Source organism: Pseudomonas sp. TKO26 (genome assembly GCF_003225665.1).
Classification (GTDB): domain Bacteria; phylum Pseudomonadota; class Gammaproteobacteria; order Pseudomonadales; family Pseudomonadaceae; genus Aquipseudomonas; species Aquipseudomonas saponiphila.
Window position 1 is genome coordinate 24,171 of record NZ_QKLN01000007.1, and the last position, 15,578, is coordinate 39,748.

Consider the following 15,578-nt stretch of genomic DNA (forward strand, 5'->3'; position numbering starts at 1 on the left):
CGAAGACTCGGTCAATTCAGCCAAAGAACCAGTAGCAAACCGCAATCGCCGCCACCACGCCGGCGAACTCCGCCAGCAAGGCACAGCCCACGGCGTGCCGCACCCGCTGGATGCCCACCGCGCCGAAGTAGACCGCCAGCACATAGAAGGTGGTTTCGGTACTGCCCTGGATGGTCGCCGCCACCAGGGCCGGGAAGCTGTCCACGCCCTGGGTCTTCATGGTTTCGATCAGCATGGCCCGGGCGGCACTGCCGGAGAATGGCTTGACCATGGCGGTGGGCAGGGCATCGACGAAGCGTGTGTCCCAACCGGCCCAGGCCACCAGGTGGCGAATGCCGTCTAGACCGAAATCAAGCGCCCCGGAAGCCCGCAACACGCCAATGGCGCAGAGCATGGCCACCAGGTACGGCAGCAGGTTCTTGGCCACCTCGAAGCCTTCCTTGGCGCCTTCGACAAAGGCCTCGTAGACCTTGACCTTGCGCAGCGCGCCAATCACCAGGAACAGCATGATCAGACCAAACAGCGTGAGGTTGCCGAGGATCGACGACAGCGACGCCAGGGCCGTGGCCGAGAGGGTCGCCAGCAAGGCCATGAAGGCGCCCAGGGCCAGGGCCCCGGGGATCAGATAGGCCAGCACCACCGGGTCCCACAGACGCAGGCGCTGCATCACCGCCACCGATAGCAGGCCCACCAGGGTCGAGGCACTGGTAGCCAGGAGGATCGGCAGGAACACCAGGGTCGGATCCGCCGCGCCTTGCTGGGCGCGGTACATGAAGATGGTCACCGGCAGCAGGGTCAGGGACGAGGCGTTGAGCACCAGGAACAGGATCTGCGCATTGCTCGCGGTGGTGGCGCTGGGATTGAGCTCCTGCAAGGCACGCATGGCCTTGAGGCCGATGGGCGTGGCGGCGTTGTCCAGGCCCAGGCCGTTGGCTGCGAAATTCAGGGTGATCAGGCCCAGGGCCGGGTGACCGGGCGGCACCTCCGGCATCAGCCGCTTGAACAGCGGGCCCAGGACCTTGGCCAGCCATTCGACGATGCCGGCCTTCTCGGCAATGCGCAGAAAGCCCAGCCACAGGGTCAGGGTGCCGAACAGCAGCACCATCACCTCGACCGACAGCTTGGCCATGGCGAAGATGCTTTCCACCATGGCGGCGAAAATCCCGGCATTACCGCCCACCAGCCACTGGGCCAGGGCCGACACGGTCGCGACGATAAAGAAGCCAAGCCACAGGCCATTGAGCATCGGTCATACCCCTCGAAAGATGCGGCGAATGATAGCGGGGCGGGCAGAAACGACAAACCCCGGATTAACCGGGGTCTGTCATCTGTAGGAGCCGGCTTGCCGGCGAAGGCGAGCGTCAGGCATGTGCAGGGCTTGGGGCCTCTTCGCTGGCAAGCCAGCTCCTACGCAGTAGGCGCTTAGCCCTTGGTGGTTTCGCCGGCAGGCAGCGGCTCTTTGCTGCGCCAGTGCGGCAGGGAGTTCCAGTAGCGCTGGCCCTTGGCGTCGTCGTACATGCCTTCCCAACGTGCGATGACCAGTACCGCCAGGGCGTTGCCGATCACGTTCAGGGCGGTACGCGCCATGTCCATCACCCGGTCGACACCGGCGATGAAGGCCAGGCCTTCCAGCGGAATGCCGACGCTGCCCAGGGTGGCCAGCAGCACCACGAAGGACACGCCCGGAACCCCGGCAATGCCTTTGGAGGTGACCATCAGGGTCAGCACCAGCAGCAATTGCTGGCTGATGGACAGGTCGATGCCATACAGCTGGGCGATGAAGATGGCCGCGATGCTCTGGTACAGGGTCGAACCGTCGAGGTTGAAGGAGTAGCCGGTCGGCACCACGAAGCTGCAGATGGCTTTCGGCGCACCGTAGGCTTCCATCTTCTCGATTACCCGCGGCAGCACGGTTTCCGAGCTGGCGGTGGAGTAGGCGAGCACCAGCTCATCCTTGAAGATGCGCATCAGCTTGATCACCGAGAAGCCGAACAGGCGGGCGATCAGGCCAAGGATCACGAAGCCGAAGAAAGCGATGGCCACGTAGACCAGGATGACCAGCTTGGCCAATGGCAGCAGGGAGGCGAAACCGAAGTTGGCGACGGTCACCGAGATCAGGGCAAACACACCAATCGGCGCGTAGTTCATGATCATGTGGGTGACCTTGAACATGCTTTCCGAGACGCCCTGGAACATCTTCACCAGCGGCTCGCGCAGGTCGGATTGCAGGCTCGACAGGCCCAGGCCGAACAGCACCGAGAAGAAAATGATCGGCAGCATCTCGCCGCGGGCCATGGCCGCGAAGATGTTCGACGGAATCAGGTTGAGGATGGTTTCGATGAACGCATGCTCATGCTGCACTTCGGCGGCAGTGGCCTGGTACTTGGAAATGTCCACGGTACCCAGGGTGCTCATGTCGATGCCCGCGCCCGGATGGAACAGGTTGGCCAGCAGCAGGCCGACGACGATGGCGATGGTGGTGACGATTTCGAAGTAGATGATGGTCTTCAGACCAATGCGGCCAAGCTTCTTGGCGTCGCCGACCCCGGCAATGCCGACGATCAGCGAGGAGATGACGATCGGGATCACGATCATCTTGATCAAGCGGATAAAGATATCGCCGGCAGGTTGCAGGACGTTGCTGATCCACCAGGCTTTTTCAGCACTGAAATGATTGAGCAGTGCGCCAATCGCAATCCCCAGGACCAGACCGATGAGGATCTGCCAGGCGAGGCTTAATTTTGCCTTCTTCATATCATTACCCTTACTTCAGTTGGACTCGGGCTGATGCGCGAACTGGAACGCTCAATAGCGGAAAAGTTTGTGCATCGGCCCCCGTATAAGGTCATCCCGAGTGAGCATTTACAGCTCTGTGCGGGCGAAAAAAGGCGCAACTATTCCGATGCCAGGGGGGAACGTCTAATGCCGTAAACGCCTACCCTATGCCGAATCGGCATGAGTTTTTCCAAATAAAACGAGCGTCCCAACCGGTTCGAATACGACATTTCGGCAGGCATAAATGCCGTGAAACCGCCATTTCAGGCGGCGTGCAGGCATGTCGGACAGGTCAGGAAAAGATCGTAAAAAACATGAGAATGTTCTGATTCGGTCGCCTGAAAACACTGCGATTATTCCGCAAAGTTTCTCGATATACGGTCGCAGAGAAACACCAGGTAACGTTTGATCGGCGTCAATGGAAGATTTTTTTCGGAATACGCCTCGGCGCAGATGTAACAACGGCTCTAGAACGGGTCTTTGCCCATTCAAGCACGCCGCAAGCCCTTCAAGTCGATCACGACTTGTGGGCTTGCGCCGCCGCTCTTTCCTGACCCGGCCCTTGCGGAGGCACTCCCTGTACCCCTAGGTCACTCCGATCATGCAAGCATCAGAACATCCCGGCCCCTTGGTCATGCACGCGCCTTCCTCAGGCGGTGCAAAGTCGAAAGCGCCTGGGTAGCTCTTTCGCCTATCTGTTATGCAAGATCGGCAATACCGGACTCAGTACCAGTTCGGATCCTTGCGCAATTGCTCTTGCAGCAAAGCCTGCATGCCGGCGTCCGGCTTACCGAGAAAACGGTAACTGGCATGCCGCGTCGGCGACTTGTCCGCGGGCAAGCCGGCCGGTACTTCGACCCACAAGGCGTAGGCATGCTTCTTGTTGAAGCTGAAGGCGAGGACCAGCCGCTGGTTCTGACAGCTCTGCGCGGTTTCGCACAGCGGCCCGACCAGGTACTGATCGCCCCCTTCGGTCACTGCATTCATCTGTTGCGGCGCATCGCCCGACAGGTTCATCACCCATTCGGGCAGTCGCTCCTCTTGCTGCACGACCTTCTGCCAGGTTTCACGAAACTGCGGATCGGAACCCAGCAGCTGGTTGGCGCGGGCCTGGCCATCATTGGCGGCCACCGCCAGGGTGCTGGCGCCCAGCAACAGCGCGGTGGCCAAGGTGTTCAACGAAGGGCGCATGGTCAGCCTCGACCACGACGGCCAAAGAAGAACGAAGCGATGAACATCACCAGGAACACCACAAAGAGAATCTTGGCGATACCCGTGGCGGTGCCCGCGATACCACCGAAGCCCAGTACCGCAGCGACGATGGCAATGATCAGGAATGTGATTGCCCAGCTCAGCATGATGATTCTCCTTACTCTTCTATTGGTGATAGTGCCGGTGGAGCCGCCGGACGCCGCCTGATGCGGGCCGGCCCTTGGTGCCTAGAACACCCAGCGTTGCTGACGTGGCGCCTCAAGCGCCGGCTGCGCCTGATCGACGGCCATCAGTTGCACGGGCGTTGCATCGTTGAGCGTGCTGCTCACCGAGCTGAAATGGGTCTGGGTGAAGTGATGGACCGGCACCCGCGGAGCAGGCGCCTGGCTGTCCTGCCAGCGCTGGTACTGTTGCCCGGCTATCAGAGTGACCAGCAACGCCAGACTGGCGAACAGACCTTGCTGAAGGTGCAGTGGCGCAATACGCAATTGGGCAAAACGTTGGCGATTCATCCTGAAACTCCTCCCACGCTGGTGGCGATATTGTTATGGAAGCCATGACTCATGCTTCGCTCATAGGAGGGTTATTGCAGTCTGCATGCCAGCTTTTACAAAGGAATAAATATCAATAAAATCAACAGCTTATATACAAACAAAACAACGGCTCCACACGCATCCTGCACGATGCACGCTGGCCGACCGTGCGAAATGCACGATGGGCGCGGACCGCCTGGAGGGCTTTTTGATCTGTGGGGGAACTTTGCCGAGCGGCGGACAGCCTGATACAGACCCGATCCACGCCGAGCAGCGCTAAACCCATTGAGTTTCAGTCGGTTAGGCATTTCGGCCGGAGATATCTAACCTGCATGCCGTGGAATCGATCAGAATCAACCTTGCAACTTGCCCGATTTATCCGGGACTAAAGAAGATCATTCATTAAAGGAGCCTGCGAAATGGAGTCAGCGCCGGAGAATCAAGGCCGCATCCTTCTGGTGGATGACGAATCCGCAATCCTTCGCACCTTCCGTTACTGCCTGGAAGACGAGGGCTACACCGTGGCCACCGCCAACAGCGCAGCCCAGGCGGATGCCCTGCTGCAACGCCAGGTGTTCGACCTGTGCTTCCTCGACCTGCGCCTGGGAGAAGACAACGGCCTGGACGTGCTGGCCCAGATGCGCACCCAGGCGCCCTGGATGCGAGTGGTGATCGTCACCGCCCACTCCGCCGTGGATACCGCGGTGGATGCCATCCAGGCCGGAGCCGCCGATTACCTGGTCAAGCCCTGCAGCCCCGATCAACTGCGCCTAGCCACCGCCAAGCAACTGGAAGTGCGCCAGCTCTCGGCGCGCCTGGAAGCCCTGGAAGGTGAAGTACGCAAGCCCAAGGACGGCCTGGACTCCCACAGCCCGGCCATGAAAGTGGTGCTGGAAACCGCGCGCCAGGTGGCCGGCACCGACGCCAACATTCTGATTCTCGGTGAATCGGGCACCGGCAAGGGCGAACTGGCACGGGCCATCCATGGCTGGAGCAAGCGGGCGAAGAAGTCCTGCGTGACCATCAACTGCCCGTCCCTGACTGCCGAGCTGATGGAGAGCGAGTTGTTCGGCCACAGCCGCGGAGCATTCACCGGGGCCAGCGAAAGCACCCTGGGCCGGGTCAATCAGGCCGACGGCGGCACCCTGTTCCTCGATGAGATCGGCGACTTCCCCCTGACCCTGCAACCCAAGCTGCTGCGCTTCATCCAGGACAAGGAATACGAACGCGTCGGCGACCCGGTGACTCGCCGGGCCGATGTGCGGATTCTTGCCGCCACCAACCTCAACCTCGAGGACATGGTGCGCGACGGGCGCTTTCGCGAAGACCTGCTGTACCGCCTGAACGTGATCACCCTGCACCTGCCGCCCCTGCGCGAACGCAGCGAAGACATCCTGACCCTGGCCGATCGCTTCCTCGCCCGCTTCGTCAAGGAGTACTCGCGACCGGCCCGGGGCTTTTGCGACGAGGCCCGGGAAGCCCTGCTCAACTATCGCTGGCCGGGCAACATCCGCGAGCTGCGCAACGTGGTGGAACGGGCGAGCATCATCTGTCCCCAGGAACGGGTGGAGATCATCCACCTGGGCATGGCCGAACAACCCACCAACAATGCCCCGCGGATCGGTGCGGCGCTGAGCCTGGACGAGCTGGAAAAGGCCCATATCGGGGCGGTCCTGGCCACCAGCGACACCCTGGACCAAGCAGCCAAGACCCTGGGCATCGACGCCTCGACCCTGTACCGCAAACGCAAACAGTACAACCTGTGAGCGCTTCCCCATGAAGATAGCGATGAAACTGCGAACCCGGCTGTTTCTGAGCATCTCGGCGCTGATCACCGTCGCCCTGCTGGGGCTGGTGCTCGGGCTGGTCAGCGTGATGCAGATGGCCAATACCCAAGAGTCGCTGATCCGCAACAACTTCATCACCCTGGACCTGGGGCTCAAGCTGCGCCAGACCCTGGGTGACCAGTTGATCATCATGCTCAGCAAGGAGCCCGACCGCGCGGCCCTGGAAACCTCCCGGGAGCACTACCTGGCATTGCTCGACCAGGGCATCGCCCAGGAACAGCAGAACCAGGACACCCACCACTTTCAGCAGGCGCGCGATGACTACCTGAGTTTCTTCCAGGCCTTCGAGCGCTCCAGCGGTGCCCCCGGAATCAGCGACAACGATGCACTGACCGAGCGCTTCAATGCCTTGCGCAACGGCCTGATCAACGAACACAAGAGTGCCCTGGACAACATCAGCCAGGTGGAACGCCAAGCCCGTGACCGCGCCCTGCTGGTGGCCGGCCTGCTGGGCCTGGTGGCCCTGGCGGTGCTGATCATCGGTTTTATCACCGCCCATGCCATCGCCCGGCGTTTCGGCGGCCCCATCGAGGCCCTGGCCAAGGCCGCGGACAAGATCGGCCAAGGCAACTTCGACGTCACCCTGCCCATCTCCACAGCCGCGGAAATGAATCTGCTGACCCGGCGTTTCGGCATCATGGCCGAGGCCCTGCGCCAGCATCAGGCAACCAATGTCGACGAACTGCTGGCCGGTCAGCAGCGCCTGCAGGCGGTGCTCGACAGCATCGACGACGGCCTGCTGATGATCGACCGTCAAGGCTGCCTGGAGCACCTCAATCCGGTGGCCCAGCGCCAGTTAGGCTGGGACCAGGAGCGCCTCGGCCAGGGCCTGGGCAGTGCCCTGCAACGCCCGGAACTGGATGAGCAGCTGCAGCTGGTCCTGCGCGGCGGCACCCTGGAACGGGCCCCGGAAGACCTGGATGTGGAGGTCGACGGCGAGTCCCGCCTGCTGACCTACAGCCTGACCCCGGTGAGCCACACCCAGGGCCATATTCTCGGGGCGGTGATGGTGCTCCACGACGTCACCGAACAGCGTGCCTTCGAGCGGGTGCGCAGTGAATTCGTGCTGCGCGCCTCTCACGAGCTGCGCACCCCGGTCACCGGCATGCACATGGCGTTCGGCCTGCTCCAGGAACGCCTGCACTTTGCCGAAGAGTCCCGGGAAACCGACCTGCTCAATACGGTCAACGAAGAAATGCAGCGCCTGATGCAGTTGATCAATGATCTGCTGAACTTCTCGCGCTACCAGAACGGCCTGCAGAAGCTCACCCTCGCTCCCTGTTCCCTTGAAGAGCTGCTGGAGCAGACCCTGGAACGCTTCCGCGAACCGGCACAACGCCAGGGCATCAACCTGCTGCTGGACATCCAGGCGCCGCTGCCGCGCTTGCACGCCGACCGGCCGCAGCTGGAACGGGTCCTGGACAACCTGATCGACAATGCCCTGCGCCATACCGCCAGCGGCGGTCAGATCTGCTTGCAGGCTCGACGACATGGCGAGCGGGTGATCATCAGCGTCGAGGACAACGGCGAGGGCATTGCCTACGGCCAGCAGGGACGGATCTTCGAGCCCTTCGTCCAGGTCGGGCGCAAGAAAGGCGGCGCCGGGCTCGGGCTGGCGCTGTGCAAGGAAATCGTCCAGCTCCACGGCGGGCGCATGGGGGTCTACTCAAGGCCGGGACAAGGCACCCAGTTCTACCTGGCCTTGCCCCTCTAGGGCGTTAGGCTTCGTCATCCAGGCGCCGGGGCACCAGGCGCCGCCCGCGGGTAATCAGCTCGGTGAACTGCAACGCGCTCAAGGCATGGGCGAACAGCCAGCCCTGACCGTAGCTGACGCCTTCGCTGTTGAGCAGCAATGCCTGGTCTTCGAACTCGATGCCCTCGGCGATCACCTTGAGCTTCAGGGCATGGGCCATGCGGATGATGTGGGGCGCCACGCCGCTGCTGGCGGCGTCATGGCCGAGGGCGTCGATAAACGCCTTGTCGATCTTCAGGCAATCCACCGGCAGGCTTTGCAGGTAGGCCAGGCTGCAGTAGCCGGTGCCGAAATCATCGATCAGCACTTGATGCCCCACGTCCCGCAGCGCCTGCAGGTTGTCCCGCGCCACCACCACATCGATCAGGCCACGCTCGGTGACCTCGAAGGCGATCTGCCGCGCGGCCACCTTGTGCAAGGCCAGGAGCCGCGCCATGACCTGGCCGATGCGCGGCACCATGACATCACAGGCCGCCAGGTTGACCGAGATGTACAACTGCGGGTTGGCCCGCAGTACGTGCCCCAGTTGCTCCAGCAGGCGCTGCAGGACAAAGTCGGTGATCTGGCGGATCTGCCCGGTGTTTTCCGCCAGCGGAATGAACAGGTCGGGGCTGGTCAGGGTGCCATCCGGACGGCGCCAGCGCAGCAAGGCTTCGGCCCCGACGCACACCCGGCTGCCGAGGTCGAAGATCGGCTGGTACAGCACCTGCAACTCGCCACGGCGCAGAGCGCCTTGCAACTCCGCCCCCAGGGATTGGCGCTGGCGCGCCAGCTGATACACCAGCCCGCCGATACACAGCGCCAGCAACAGGCTGATCGGCAACAGCCACCACCAGCCATCGAGCATTTCCGCCTGCATGCTGGCCCGAGGCGTGATCAGCACCAACTGGTACTCGGGATTCTGGGTCGGCATGCGATAGATCAGCAGGTCCGGGGTCACCTGCAGCGGCCCGTCGCGAGCAGCGCGCCAAGGCTCCACCGGCGGCCAGGCACGGGCCTGACCCAGTACCGGAATCGCCCGGGCGCCATGCTCCACCACCACCATCAGGCTGCCACCGGCCGGCAGGTCCACCACATCGGTCAAGTGCCCGCGGGAAGTGGCCACGCGAAAATTGCCCCGGCCCAGCATCAGCGCGGCCAGGTTTTCATTGGGCTGGGCAGAGGTATTGAGCCAGTAGCTGTAGGTCGGCCCGCGGATATCCGGAGCCCTGAGCGAGGGCATCAGGCTCTGGCGCGGCGAGTTGGAACAGCTCTGGGTGGCATCCATGTAGGCCGCTTCATAAATGAAGCGGTAGCTGAAGCTGACCTGCTGCAGGGCGCCGATCAACTCGGCGCTGCACTCGCGCAGCGGCTGGGCTTCGAGCTCGTCCAGTCCTTCACGCAGTTGCCCGAACAATTGTTCCAGACGCTCCAGGAAGCGCTTGCCCTGGGCATTCATCTGTTCGCTTTCCCGTTGCTGGACCTGATGCATGGCCACCCCGGCACTGCCGAGCATCAGCAGCGCCGCGCTTAGCGCAGCCGCCAGCGTCGCCAGCAACCAGGGGCGATGGAACCAGGTGCGCAGGGGCTCACGAGGGACGGGCATCGTGGAAGATCCGAAGGATTACCAATGAGTTATAGCAACTGATTGAGCAATCGGCCCGAACCGTCCGGCGGCGTCATTATTTTGTCTGATTGAGGACCTGCAGCATCGCTGCACTTTCGGCATCCGGAAGGCCATCGAAACGGCTTGGGCGATAGTGCATCTGGAAGGCCGCCAGCACGTTCCGGGTAGCCTTATCCAGTTCGCCGGTCTGCGGGGTGGCGTAGCCCAACTGTGCCAGTTGCTGCTGGAACCAGCCGATGCTCGGCAGGCTCGCCGCGAAGTACGCCTGCTGGCGGGCCACCGCCTGGGCATTGGGCCACAGGCCGAGCCCGGCGTCGGCCAGGCGTTTCCAGGGGAACAGCGGACCCGGATCGAGCTTGCGCGCTGGCGCGATGTCGCTATGGCCAATGATGTGACGCGGGGAAATGTTGTTGCGCTTGCTGATGTCTTTGAGCAGCACGATCAGATTCTGGATCTGCGCTTCGCTGTAGGGGTACCAGAGCCGCCCGTTGGGGCCGTCGCGAAAGCCCGGGTTGACGATCTCGATGCCAATCGAGCTGGAGTTGAGCCAGGTACGCCCCTGCCACTGGCTGTCACCGGCGTGCCAGGCACGGTACTGCTCGTCCACCAGCTTGTAGATGGTGGCCGACTTGTCGTCGCCGATCAGGTAGTGGCTGCTGACCTGCCCACGCGTCAGCAGGGCCAGGGAACGCTCCAGGGACGCCGAGGTGTAGTGAACGATGATGAACTGGGCCCGCTGATCGTAATTCACCGAGGGGTGGCTGGTGTCGATACGTGGACCGCTGGCGCAGCCGGCCAGGACCAGGAGCGAGAAGGCAAGAACAAGGAGTTTCATGGCAGAGGGCAATACGCTGAAGACAAAGAATGCAACAGTGTAACGTACTGCCCGCGCTGCCATGGGCAAAAACCGTGGCTGGTGACAGGAATCGGCCTGCGCCTCAACCTGTCTCCACCCGGTTGCGACCGGCGTCCTTGGCTCGATACAGCGCCTGATCGGCTCGCTTGATCACCAGTTCGCTGCGATCACCGGGCTTGAATGCACTGAGGCCGACGGACACGGTGATGGTCACCGGCTCCCCCTTGAAATGAAACGGGCAAGCCTCAACCGCGGCCCGCAGCGCTTCCACGATGCGCGTGCCGACCGGCCAAGGGGTATTGGGCAGCAGCAGGACGAACTCCTCGCCACCGAAACGGGCGATGAAATCGCTGCCCCGCAGACGCTTGCGCAGCACGTTGGCGATGATCTTCAACACCTTGTCCCCGGCCAGATGACCGTAGTTGTCGTTGATCCGCTTGAAGTGATCGAGGTCAAGCATGGCCAGCAACAGGCTGTTGCCATGCTGCTGCCATTGGCCGATCTCGTGCTCCAGGCGCTCGCTCCAGGCCGCGCGGTTGGGCAAGCCGGTCAATGGGTCGATCAGCGCCTTCTGCCGCTGTTCTTCGAGGTGTTCACGGTAGCCCTGGGCTTCCTGCTCCATGCTCGATACACGTTCTGCCAGGCTTTGCAGGCGGGCGGCCACTTCCTTCTCGCGTTCGTCGCGCTGCTTCTGGTGCTGGTCCATGGTGCCCAGCAGACCTTCCAGATGACTTTCCAGCACCTGCTTGAGGTCATCCAGGTCCGCCGCTTCCTGCACACTGCTTTGCAGGCCATCGACCTGTTGGCGAATCTGCGAGTCCATGGCCCGCGCCGCCGAGCTGCTGTCGGCGTGGCCGTCGCTGGCCGCCTGCAGATTGCTCTGGAAGGCTTCCAGACGCTCATTGAGCTGCTTGAGATAGGCCTCGAACTCGTGCTGCCCCGAATCGGTGATCGCCAGCATCAATACCGCCAGATCATCGAGGATCGGCAGCAATTCATACCAATTCAACCCATGCTGCAGACGATCGCGCATGGCTTCCGCCTGGGGCCGATGACGCTCCGGCAGGCTCAGGTCGTCGAGCAGACCCAACAGGGTGTGCTCGATATGCTTGGCCACCGAGCTGTAGGAGGGCTCGGGGGAGTCCGGCAGGGCATAGAGCACATCCTGCTCGGACTGTTCCGGATCGATGGCGGCCAGAGCCTCGGCCATGACCGGCGGCAGGGGCAGGCTGTCCAGCAGCACCGCCGGGGAAACCGCAGGCAGAGGCAGCAACTCGTCGGGGTTGGGCGCAGTCGGCTCGCTCCGAGGTTCGATAGGAGCCTGTACCGCCGACGCGGCGAGCGCGACCGGAGCGGCGTCAACGGATGCCGGAGCTTGGGCCGGAGCAGGAGCAGGAGCCGCCAGTTCGACCGCAACGGGCACTTGCATCTCGCCCTGGGGCGCCGGCTCCTGGGCTTGTTCCTGTGCCAGGACAGGGGGCACGAACGCCACCACCGAAGGAGGCGCCGACGCGACGACAGCTTCGGCCTCAATCCTGGCGGGCGCGTCGGATGCAGGCTCGGCAAGCACGACCGCCTCGGGCTCGGGCGGGGCTACTGCCAAGGGTGCCGGAGCAGTGGCGACGACTTCCGGCAAGTCCGTAGTCGGGGTCTGGTAGTGCTCGCGAACCACCTCCTCCGGCTCTGCAGCGGCCTCGACCGGAGGAGGGGATTGCACGCTGGCAGCAGGAACGGGCGCTGCGGGCGGGGCGGCGGTTTCGGCCTGGGGCGCTTCACCGGCGTCTCGCCCGCCGAACAGGCGCTGCAGCAGACTCGGGCGACCTGGCTCAGCCGGGGTTTCCAGCTGGCTCAGAGCCTTGCCCTGAAGGTTGCTCAGTTCCCCCAGCAACAAGGGAATCTCTCGTGCCTGGCTGACCCGTCCATCCAACTGCTTGGCAAAGGCCTTCAACGGGCGACTGACTTCCCGGGGCAAGGGCAGGGACTGTAGTTGAGTCACCAGCGCCGTCAAGGCGCTGCTCATCTGTTCGATCCTTGTTTCGCGCCGCTGCTCGGAATCCAGCACGGCCTTTTCCAGGCGCGGCAACAAGGACGCAAGCCCTGCATCCATGTCGTCTGTGCGCACCACCTCGCGCATTTCCTTCATGCACTGGTCGACTGCACGGTCGGTGCCTTCCGCCGCCAGGGTGCTGCGCACCAGGCCGCGACGCAGCAAGTCCAGGCGAGCGGCCCAACGGCGCTCGAGCTTTTCCTGCTGTTCGATACTTTTGAGGTACTTCTCTTTCCAGCGCTGGGCGTCGTCGCTCATTCATCGGTTCCGCGAGGTGCAGGACTCAACGCGGGCAATGCATCGGCCGTGAGCGAACCCGGCAGACGAATCTCTACCGCGACCGGCAGGTGATCGGATATGGGTTGGGCCAGGACTTCGACTCGCTCCAGGGTCAGGCTGGGGCTGAGGAGGATATGGTCCAGGCAGCGTTGCGGACGCCAGCTGGGGAAGGTCGCCTGCAGTTGCGGCGCCAACAGGCTGAGGTCGCGTAAAGGGGAGTGCTCCAGCAGATCGCTGGCGTGGGTGTTCATGTCCCCCATCAGCACCTGATGTTTGTAGCCGCCGATCAACTCGCGGATATACGCCAGTTGCCGGGTTCGGGCCCGGGCACCCAGTGCCAGGTGCATCATCACCACCACCAGCGCTTCGGCGCCTTCACCAAAACGCAGGAGGATCGCACCGCGTCCCTTGGGGCCGGGGAGCGGGTGGTCTTCAATGGCCCAGGGACGCAAGCGGCTGAGCACGCCATTGCTGTGCTGTGCCAGGCGTCCAAGATTGCGATTGAGCTGTTGATACCAGTAGGGGAAGGCGCCCAGCTGAGCCAGGTGCTCCACTTGATTGACGTAGCCTGAACGCAAGCTGCCGCCATCGGCTTCCTGCAGGGCTACCAGGTCGAAGTCACCCAGCAGGTTGCCGATCTTCTGCAGGTTTTCGGCACGCCCGTTGTGAGGCAGCAGGTGCTGCCAGCCACGCGTCAGGTAATGGCGATACCGTTCGGTGCTGATACCTACCTGGATATTGAAGCTGAGCAAACGCAGGCGACTGTCCGCAGGCAGGCCGGTCGACGCCAAATGGTGTTCGTTGACCTGCGGATCATGCAGGCCAACGATGCGTTCCGAACCCCAGCGCGGCATGGCGGCGGCGCTTACTTGGCTGCACGCTCTTTGGCGATCAACTGGTCGGCCACGCTCAGCGCGCCTTCAGGACCACCGGCGGTGCCCAGGTCGAAACGGTACTTGCCGTTGACCACCATGGTCGGTACGCCGGTGATCTGATAGGCCTGAGCCTTCTTCTTGGCGTCCTCGACCTTGCCTTTGACGGCGAAGGAGTTGTAGGTGCTCAGGAACTTGTCCTTGTCGACGCCTTCTGCGGCCAGGAACTCGGCCATTTCCTCTGGAGTGGCGAGCTTCTTGCCGTTGTGGATGGCTTCGAATACGGCTTTATGAACCTTGTGCTCGACGCCCATGGCTTCCAGGGTGATGAACAGCTGGCCATGAACGTTCCAGATACCGCCAAACATGGCTGGAATGCGCACGAAGTTGACGTCGGCAGGGAGTTTTTCAACCCAGGGATTGATGGTCGGCTCGAAGGCGTAGCAGTGTGGGCAGCCGTACCAGAACAGCTCTACGACCTCGATCTTGCCAGGCACGGCAACCGGAACGGCGCTGCTCAGCTCGACGTAGGTTTTACCGGCTTCAAGCGGCTCGGCAGCTTGAGCGGTCACGCCAAACAGGCTGGCGGTGACGAGAGCGGCGCTGAGAATCAGATTACGCATGCTTTACTCCTGGACAATTTTGGCGCCTCGCGCGACCTGAATGCAGACAGATCATGGCGGGCTTGAGTTCGCTAGTGTAGCGGCAGACGCCATAAAAAAGGGCGGCCTGAGCCACCCTTTATGCTTGCACCGTCGGATTAATCGATCATTAACGTTGTCGCGGCTCATCACCTTCGGCAACTTGATCGAGCCGGCTTAGTGCAGGCCCTGAATATAACTGGACACCGCTTCGATGTCTTTGTTGCTCAACTTGGCGGCGATGCTGCGCATGACCATGGTGTCGCCGTCGTTGGTACGGTTGCCTTCGCGGAAGTCGGTCAGTTGCTTGGCCACATACTGCGCGTGCTGGCCACCCAGATGAGGGAAGCCGGCTGCGGCGTTACCCGCGCCATTTGGCGAGTGGCAGCCAGTGCAAGCAGGCATGCCCTGATCGAGCTTGCCGCCGCGGAACAGTTCTTCACCGCGGGCCACGACTTTAGGATCTGCTGCGCCGACGCTGCCTTTCTGGCTGGCGAAGTAAGCGGCGAGGTCAGCCAGGTCCTGATCGCTCAGGTTGGTCAGCAGGCCGGTCATTTCCAGCACTTGCCGCTTGCCGGACTTGATATCGTGCAGCTGCTTGTCCAGGTACTTTTCCCCCTGGCCAGCCAGCTTGGGAAAGTTTGGCGCCATGCTGTTCCCATCAGGGCCGTGGCATGCACCACAGACTGCGGCTTTCGCCTGACCGGCAGCAGCGTCGCCTGCGGCATGGGCTACACCTGTGATGCCCAAGGTCAACAGCAGACTCACGAGTAATTTGTTCATCAGCTAATCCAACTACGGCTAAGGGTTAAGAGTTATGGACCGGGATCACTCGCTCATCCAGTGGATGATGGCTCGGTAATCCTCGGCACTGCAGTCCATGCACAAACCACGCGGCGGCATCGCCTTGAAACCCTGGGTCACGTGTTGCACCAGCGTCTCCATACCTTGCGCCAACCTCGGCGCCCAAGCTTCCTGGTCGCCCTTGCGGGGCGCCGTGGGTAGTTGGCCGGAATGACAAGCCCCACAAACACGGTTGTACACAGCTTCCGGATCCTGTGTAGCCTGAGCGCTGTAAAGCGGCATCAAGACACCGGCAGCTAGCAGCCATTTCGTCATAAAACGACCTTTTCAGGGTTGAGAGCGTGCTGCGTTCT

The 15,578-nt window shown here is 62.5% G+C and carries 14 protein-coding genes; 2 read left to right on the plus strand and 12 right to left on the minus strand.

All coding sequences use genetic code 11. From position 1 onward, the window contains the following. Positions 1-16 precede the first annotated feature (16 nt). The 5 genes from DNK59_RS12310 to DNK59_RS12330 form a co-directional block, all read right to left on the minus strand. Positions 17-1,246: a nucleoside recognition domain-containing protein gene (locus tag DNK59_RS12310; protein WP_110723373.1), complete on the minus strand. Its 1,230-nt coding sequence runs from the start codon at positions 1,244-1,246 to the stop codon at positions 17-19. Positions 1,247-1,422: 176 nt separating this feature from the next. Then, positions 1,423-2,754 (minus strand): glutamate/aspartate:proton symporter GltP, encoded by a 1,332-nt coding sequence (gene gltP, locus DNK59_RS12315; RefSeq protein ID WP_092318277.1) that lies wholly within the window; start codon positions 2,752-2,754, stop codon positions 1,423-1,425. A 744-nt stretch (positions 2,755-3,498) separates the two neighbouring features. Then, positions 3,499-3,966 carry an inhibitor of vertebrate lysozyme family protein gene (locus DNK59_RS12320; RefSeq protein WP_110723374.1) on the minus strand — a complete coding sequence of 156 codons (468 nt, stop codon included), beginning with the start codon at positions 3,964-3,966 and terminating at the stop codon, positions 3,499-3,501. Between the two features lie 2 nt (positions 3,967-3,968). Beyond that, positions 3,969-4,133 (minus strand): DUF1328 domain-containing protein, encoded by a 165-nt coding sequence (locus DNK59_RS12325; protein WP_003170804.1) that lies wholly within the window; start codon positions 4,131-4,133, stop codon positions 3,969-3,971. Between the two features lie 81 nt (positions 4,134-4,214). After that, positions 4,215-4,499, minus strand: coding sequence for a hypothetical protein (locus DNK59_RS12330; protein ID WP_092318271.1), 285 nt, complete (start codon positions 4,497-4,499; stop codon positions 4,215-4,217). 440 nt (positions 4,500-4,939) lie between these two features. Here DNK59_RS12330 and algB point away from each other — a divergent pair, with 440 nt between their 5' ends. Then, on the plus strand, positions 4,940-6,286 hold the full coding sequence (gene algB, locus DNK59_RS12335; protein WP_016963951.1) for a sigma-54-dependent response regulator transcription factor AlgB: 1,347 nt from the start codon (positions 4,940-4,942) through the stop codon (positions 6,284-6,286). 10 nt (positions 6,287-6,296) lie between these two features. Next, a complete protein-coding gene (locus DNK59_RS12340) occupies positions 6,297-8,081 on the plus strand; it encodes a KinB sensor domain-containing domain (protein ID WP_110723375.1) in 1,785 nt (594 codons plus the stop codon). Between the two features lie 4 nt (positions 8,082-8,085). Here the strand turns inward: DNK59_RS12340 and DNK59_RS12345 are convergent, their stop codons facing one another. From DNK59_RS12345 to DNK59_RS12375, 7 genes are all read right to left on the minus strand, one after another. After that, positions 8,086-9,705 carry an EAL domain-containing protein gene (locus DNK59_RS12345; RefSeq protein ID WP_110723376.1) on the minus strand — a complete coding sequence of 540 codons (1,620 nt, stop codon included), beginning with the start codon at positions 9,703-9,705 and terminating at the stop codon, positions 8,086-8,088. Between the two features lie 76 nt (positions 9,706-9,781). Beyond that, positions 9,782-10,561 carry an N-acetylmuramoyl-L-alanine amidase gene (locus DNK59_RS12350; protein WP_110723377.1) on the minus strand — a complete coding sequence of 260 codons (780 nt, stop codon included), beginning with the start codon at positions 10,559-10,561 and terminating at the stop codon, positions 9,782-9,784. Between the two features lie 103 nt (positions 10,562-10,664). Further along, positions 10,665-12,887, minus strand: a complete 2,223-nt coding sequence (locus DNK59_RS12355; protein ID WP_110723378.1) for a GGDEF domain-containing protein — start codon at positions 12,885-12,887, stop codon at positions 10,665-10,667. After that, positions 12,884-13,762, minus strand: a complete 879-nt coding sequence (locus DNK59_RS12360; RefSeq protein ID WP_092318256.1) for an endonuclease/exonuclease/phosphatase family protein — start codon at positions 13,760-13,762, stop codon at positions 12,884-12,886. The genes DNK59_RS12355 and DNK59_RS12360 overlap by 4 nt, the downstream gene beginning before the upstream one ends. A gap of 11 nt (positions 13,763-13,773) precedes the next feature. After that, positions 13,774-14,403, minus strand: coding sequence for a thiol:disulfide interchange protein DsbA/DsbL (locus tag DNK59_RS12365; protein WP_016963942.1), 630 nt, complete (start codon positions 14,401-14,403; stop codon positions 13,774-13,776). 195 nt (positions 14,404-14,598) lie between these two features. Beyond that, entirely contained in the window at positions 14,599-15,204 is a 606-nt protein-coding gene (locus DNK59_RS12370; protein WP_092318250.1) for a cytochrome c, read from the minus strand. Positions 15,205-15,249: 45 nt separating this feature from the next. Beyond that, a complete protein-coding gene (locus DNK59_RS12375) occupies positions 15,250-15,540 on the minus strand; it encodes a cytochrome c5 family protein (RefSeq protein ID WP_016963939.1) in 291 nt (96 codons plus the stop codon). Between the last annotated feature and the right edge of the window lie 38 nt (positions 15,541-15,578).

Bases quoted from the DNA above. Each gene is read 5' to 3' on its own strand.
- DNK59_RS12310 (WP_110723373.1), bottom strand. From the start codon at position 1,246: ATGCTCAATGGCCTGTGGCTTGGCTTCTTTATCGTCGCGACCGTGTCG.
- gltP (WP_092318277.1), bottom strand. From the start codon at position 2,754: ATGAAGAAGGCAAAATTAAGCCTCGCCTGGCAGATCCTCATCGGTCTG.
- DNK59_RS12320 (WP_110723374.1), bottom strand. From the start codon at position 3,966: ATGCGCCCTTCGTTGAACACCTTGGCCACCGCGCTGTTGCTGGGCGCC.
- DNK59_RS12325 (WP_003170804.1), bottom strand. From the start codon at position 4,133: ATGCTGAGCTGGGCAATCACATTCCTGATCATTGCCATCGTCGCTGCG.
- DNK59_RS12330 (WP_092318271.1), bottom strand. From the start codon at position 4,499: ATGAATCGCCAACGTTTTGCCCAATTGCGTATTGCGCCACTGCACCTT.
- algB (WP_016963951.1), top strand. From the start codon at position 4,940: ATGGAGTCAGCGCCGGAGAATCAAGGCCGCATCCTTCTGGTGGATGAC.
- DNK59_RS12340 (WP_110723375.1), top strand. From the start codon at position 6,297: ATGAAGATAGCGATGAAACTGCGAACCCGGCTGTTTCTGAGCATCTCG.
- DNK59_RS12345 (WP_110723376.1), bottom strand. From the start codon at position 9,705: ATGCCCGTCCCTCGTGAGCCCCTGCGCACCTGGTTCCATCGCCCCTGG.
- DNK59_RS12350 (WP_110723377.1), bottom strand. From the start codon at position 10,561: ATGAAACTCCTTGTTCTTGCCTTCTCGCTCCTGGTCCTGGCCGGCTGC.
- DNK59_RS12355 (WP_110723378.1), bottom strand. From the start codon at position 12,887: ATGAGCGACGACGCCCAGCGCTGGAAAGAGAAGTACCTCAAAAGTATC.
- DNK59_RS12360 (WP_092318256.1), bottom strand. From the start codon at position 13,762: ATGCCGCGCTGGGGTTCGGAACGCATCGTTGGCCTGCATGATCCGCAG.
- DNK59_RS12365 (WP_016963942.1), bottom strand. From the start codon at position 14,403: ATGCGTAATCTGATTCTCAGCGCCGCTCTCGTCACCGCCAGCCTGTTT.
- DNK59_RS12370 (WP_092318250.1), bottom strand. From the start codon at position 15,204: ATGAACAAATTACTCGTGAGTCTGCTGTTGACCTTGGGCATCACAGGT.
- DNK59_RS12375 (WP_016963939.1), bottom strand. From the start codon at position 15,540: ATGACGAAATGGCTGCTAGCTGCCGGTGTCTTGATGCCGCTTTACAGC.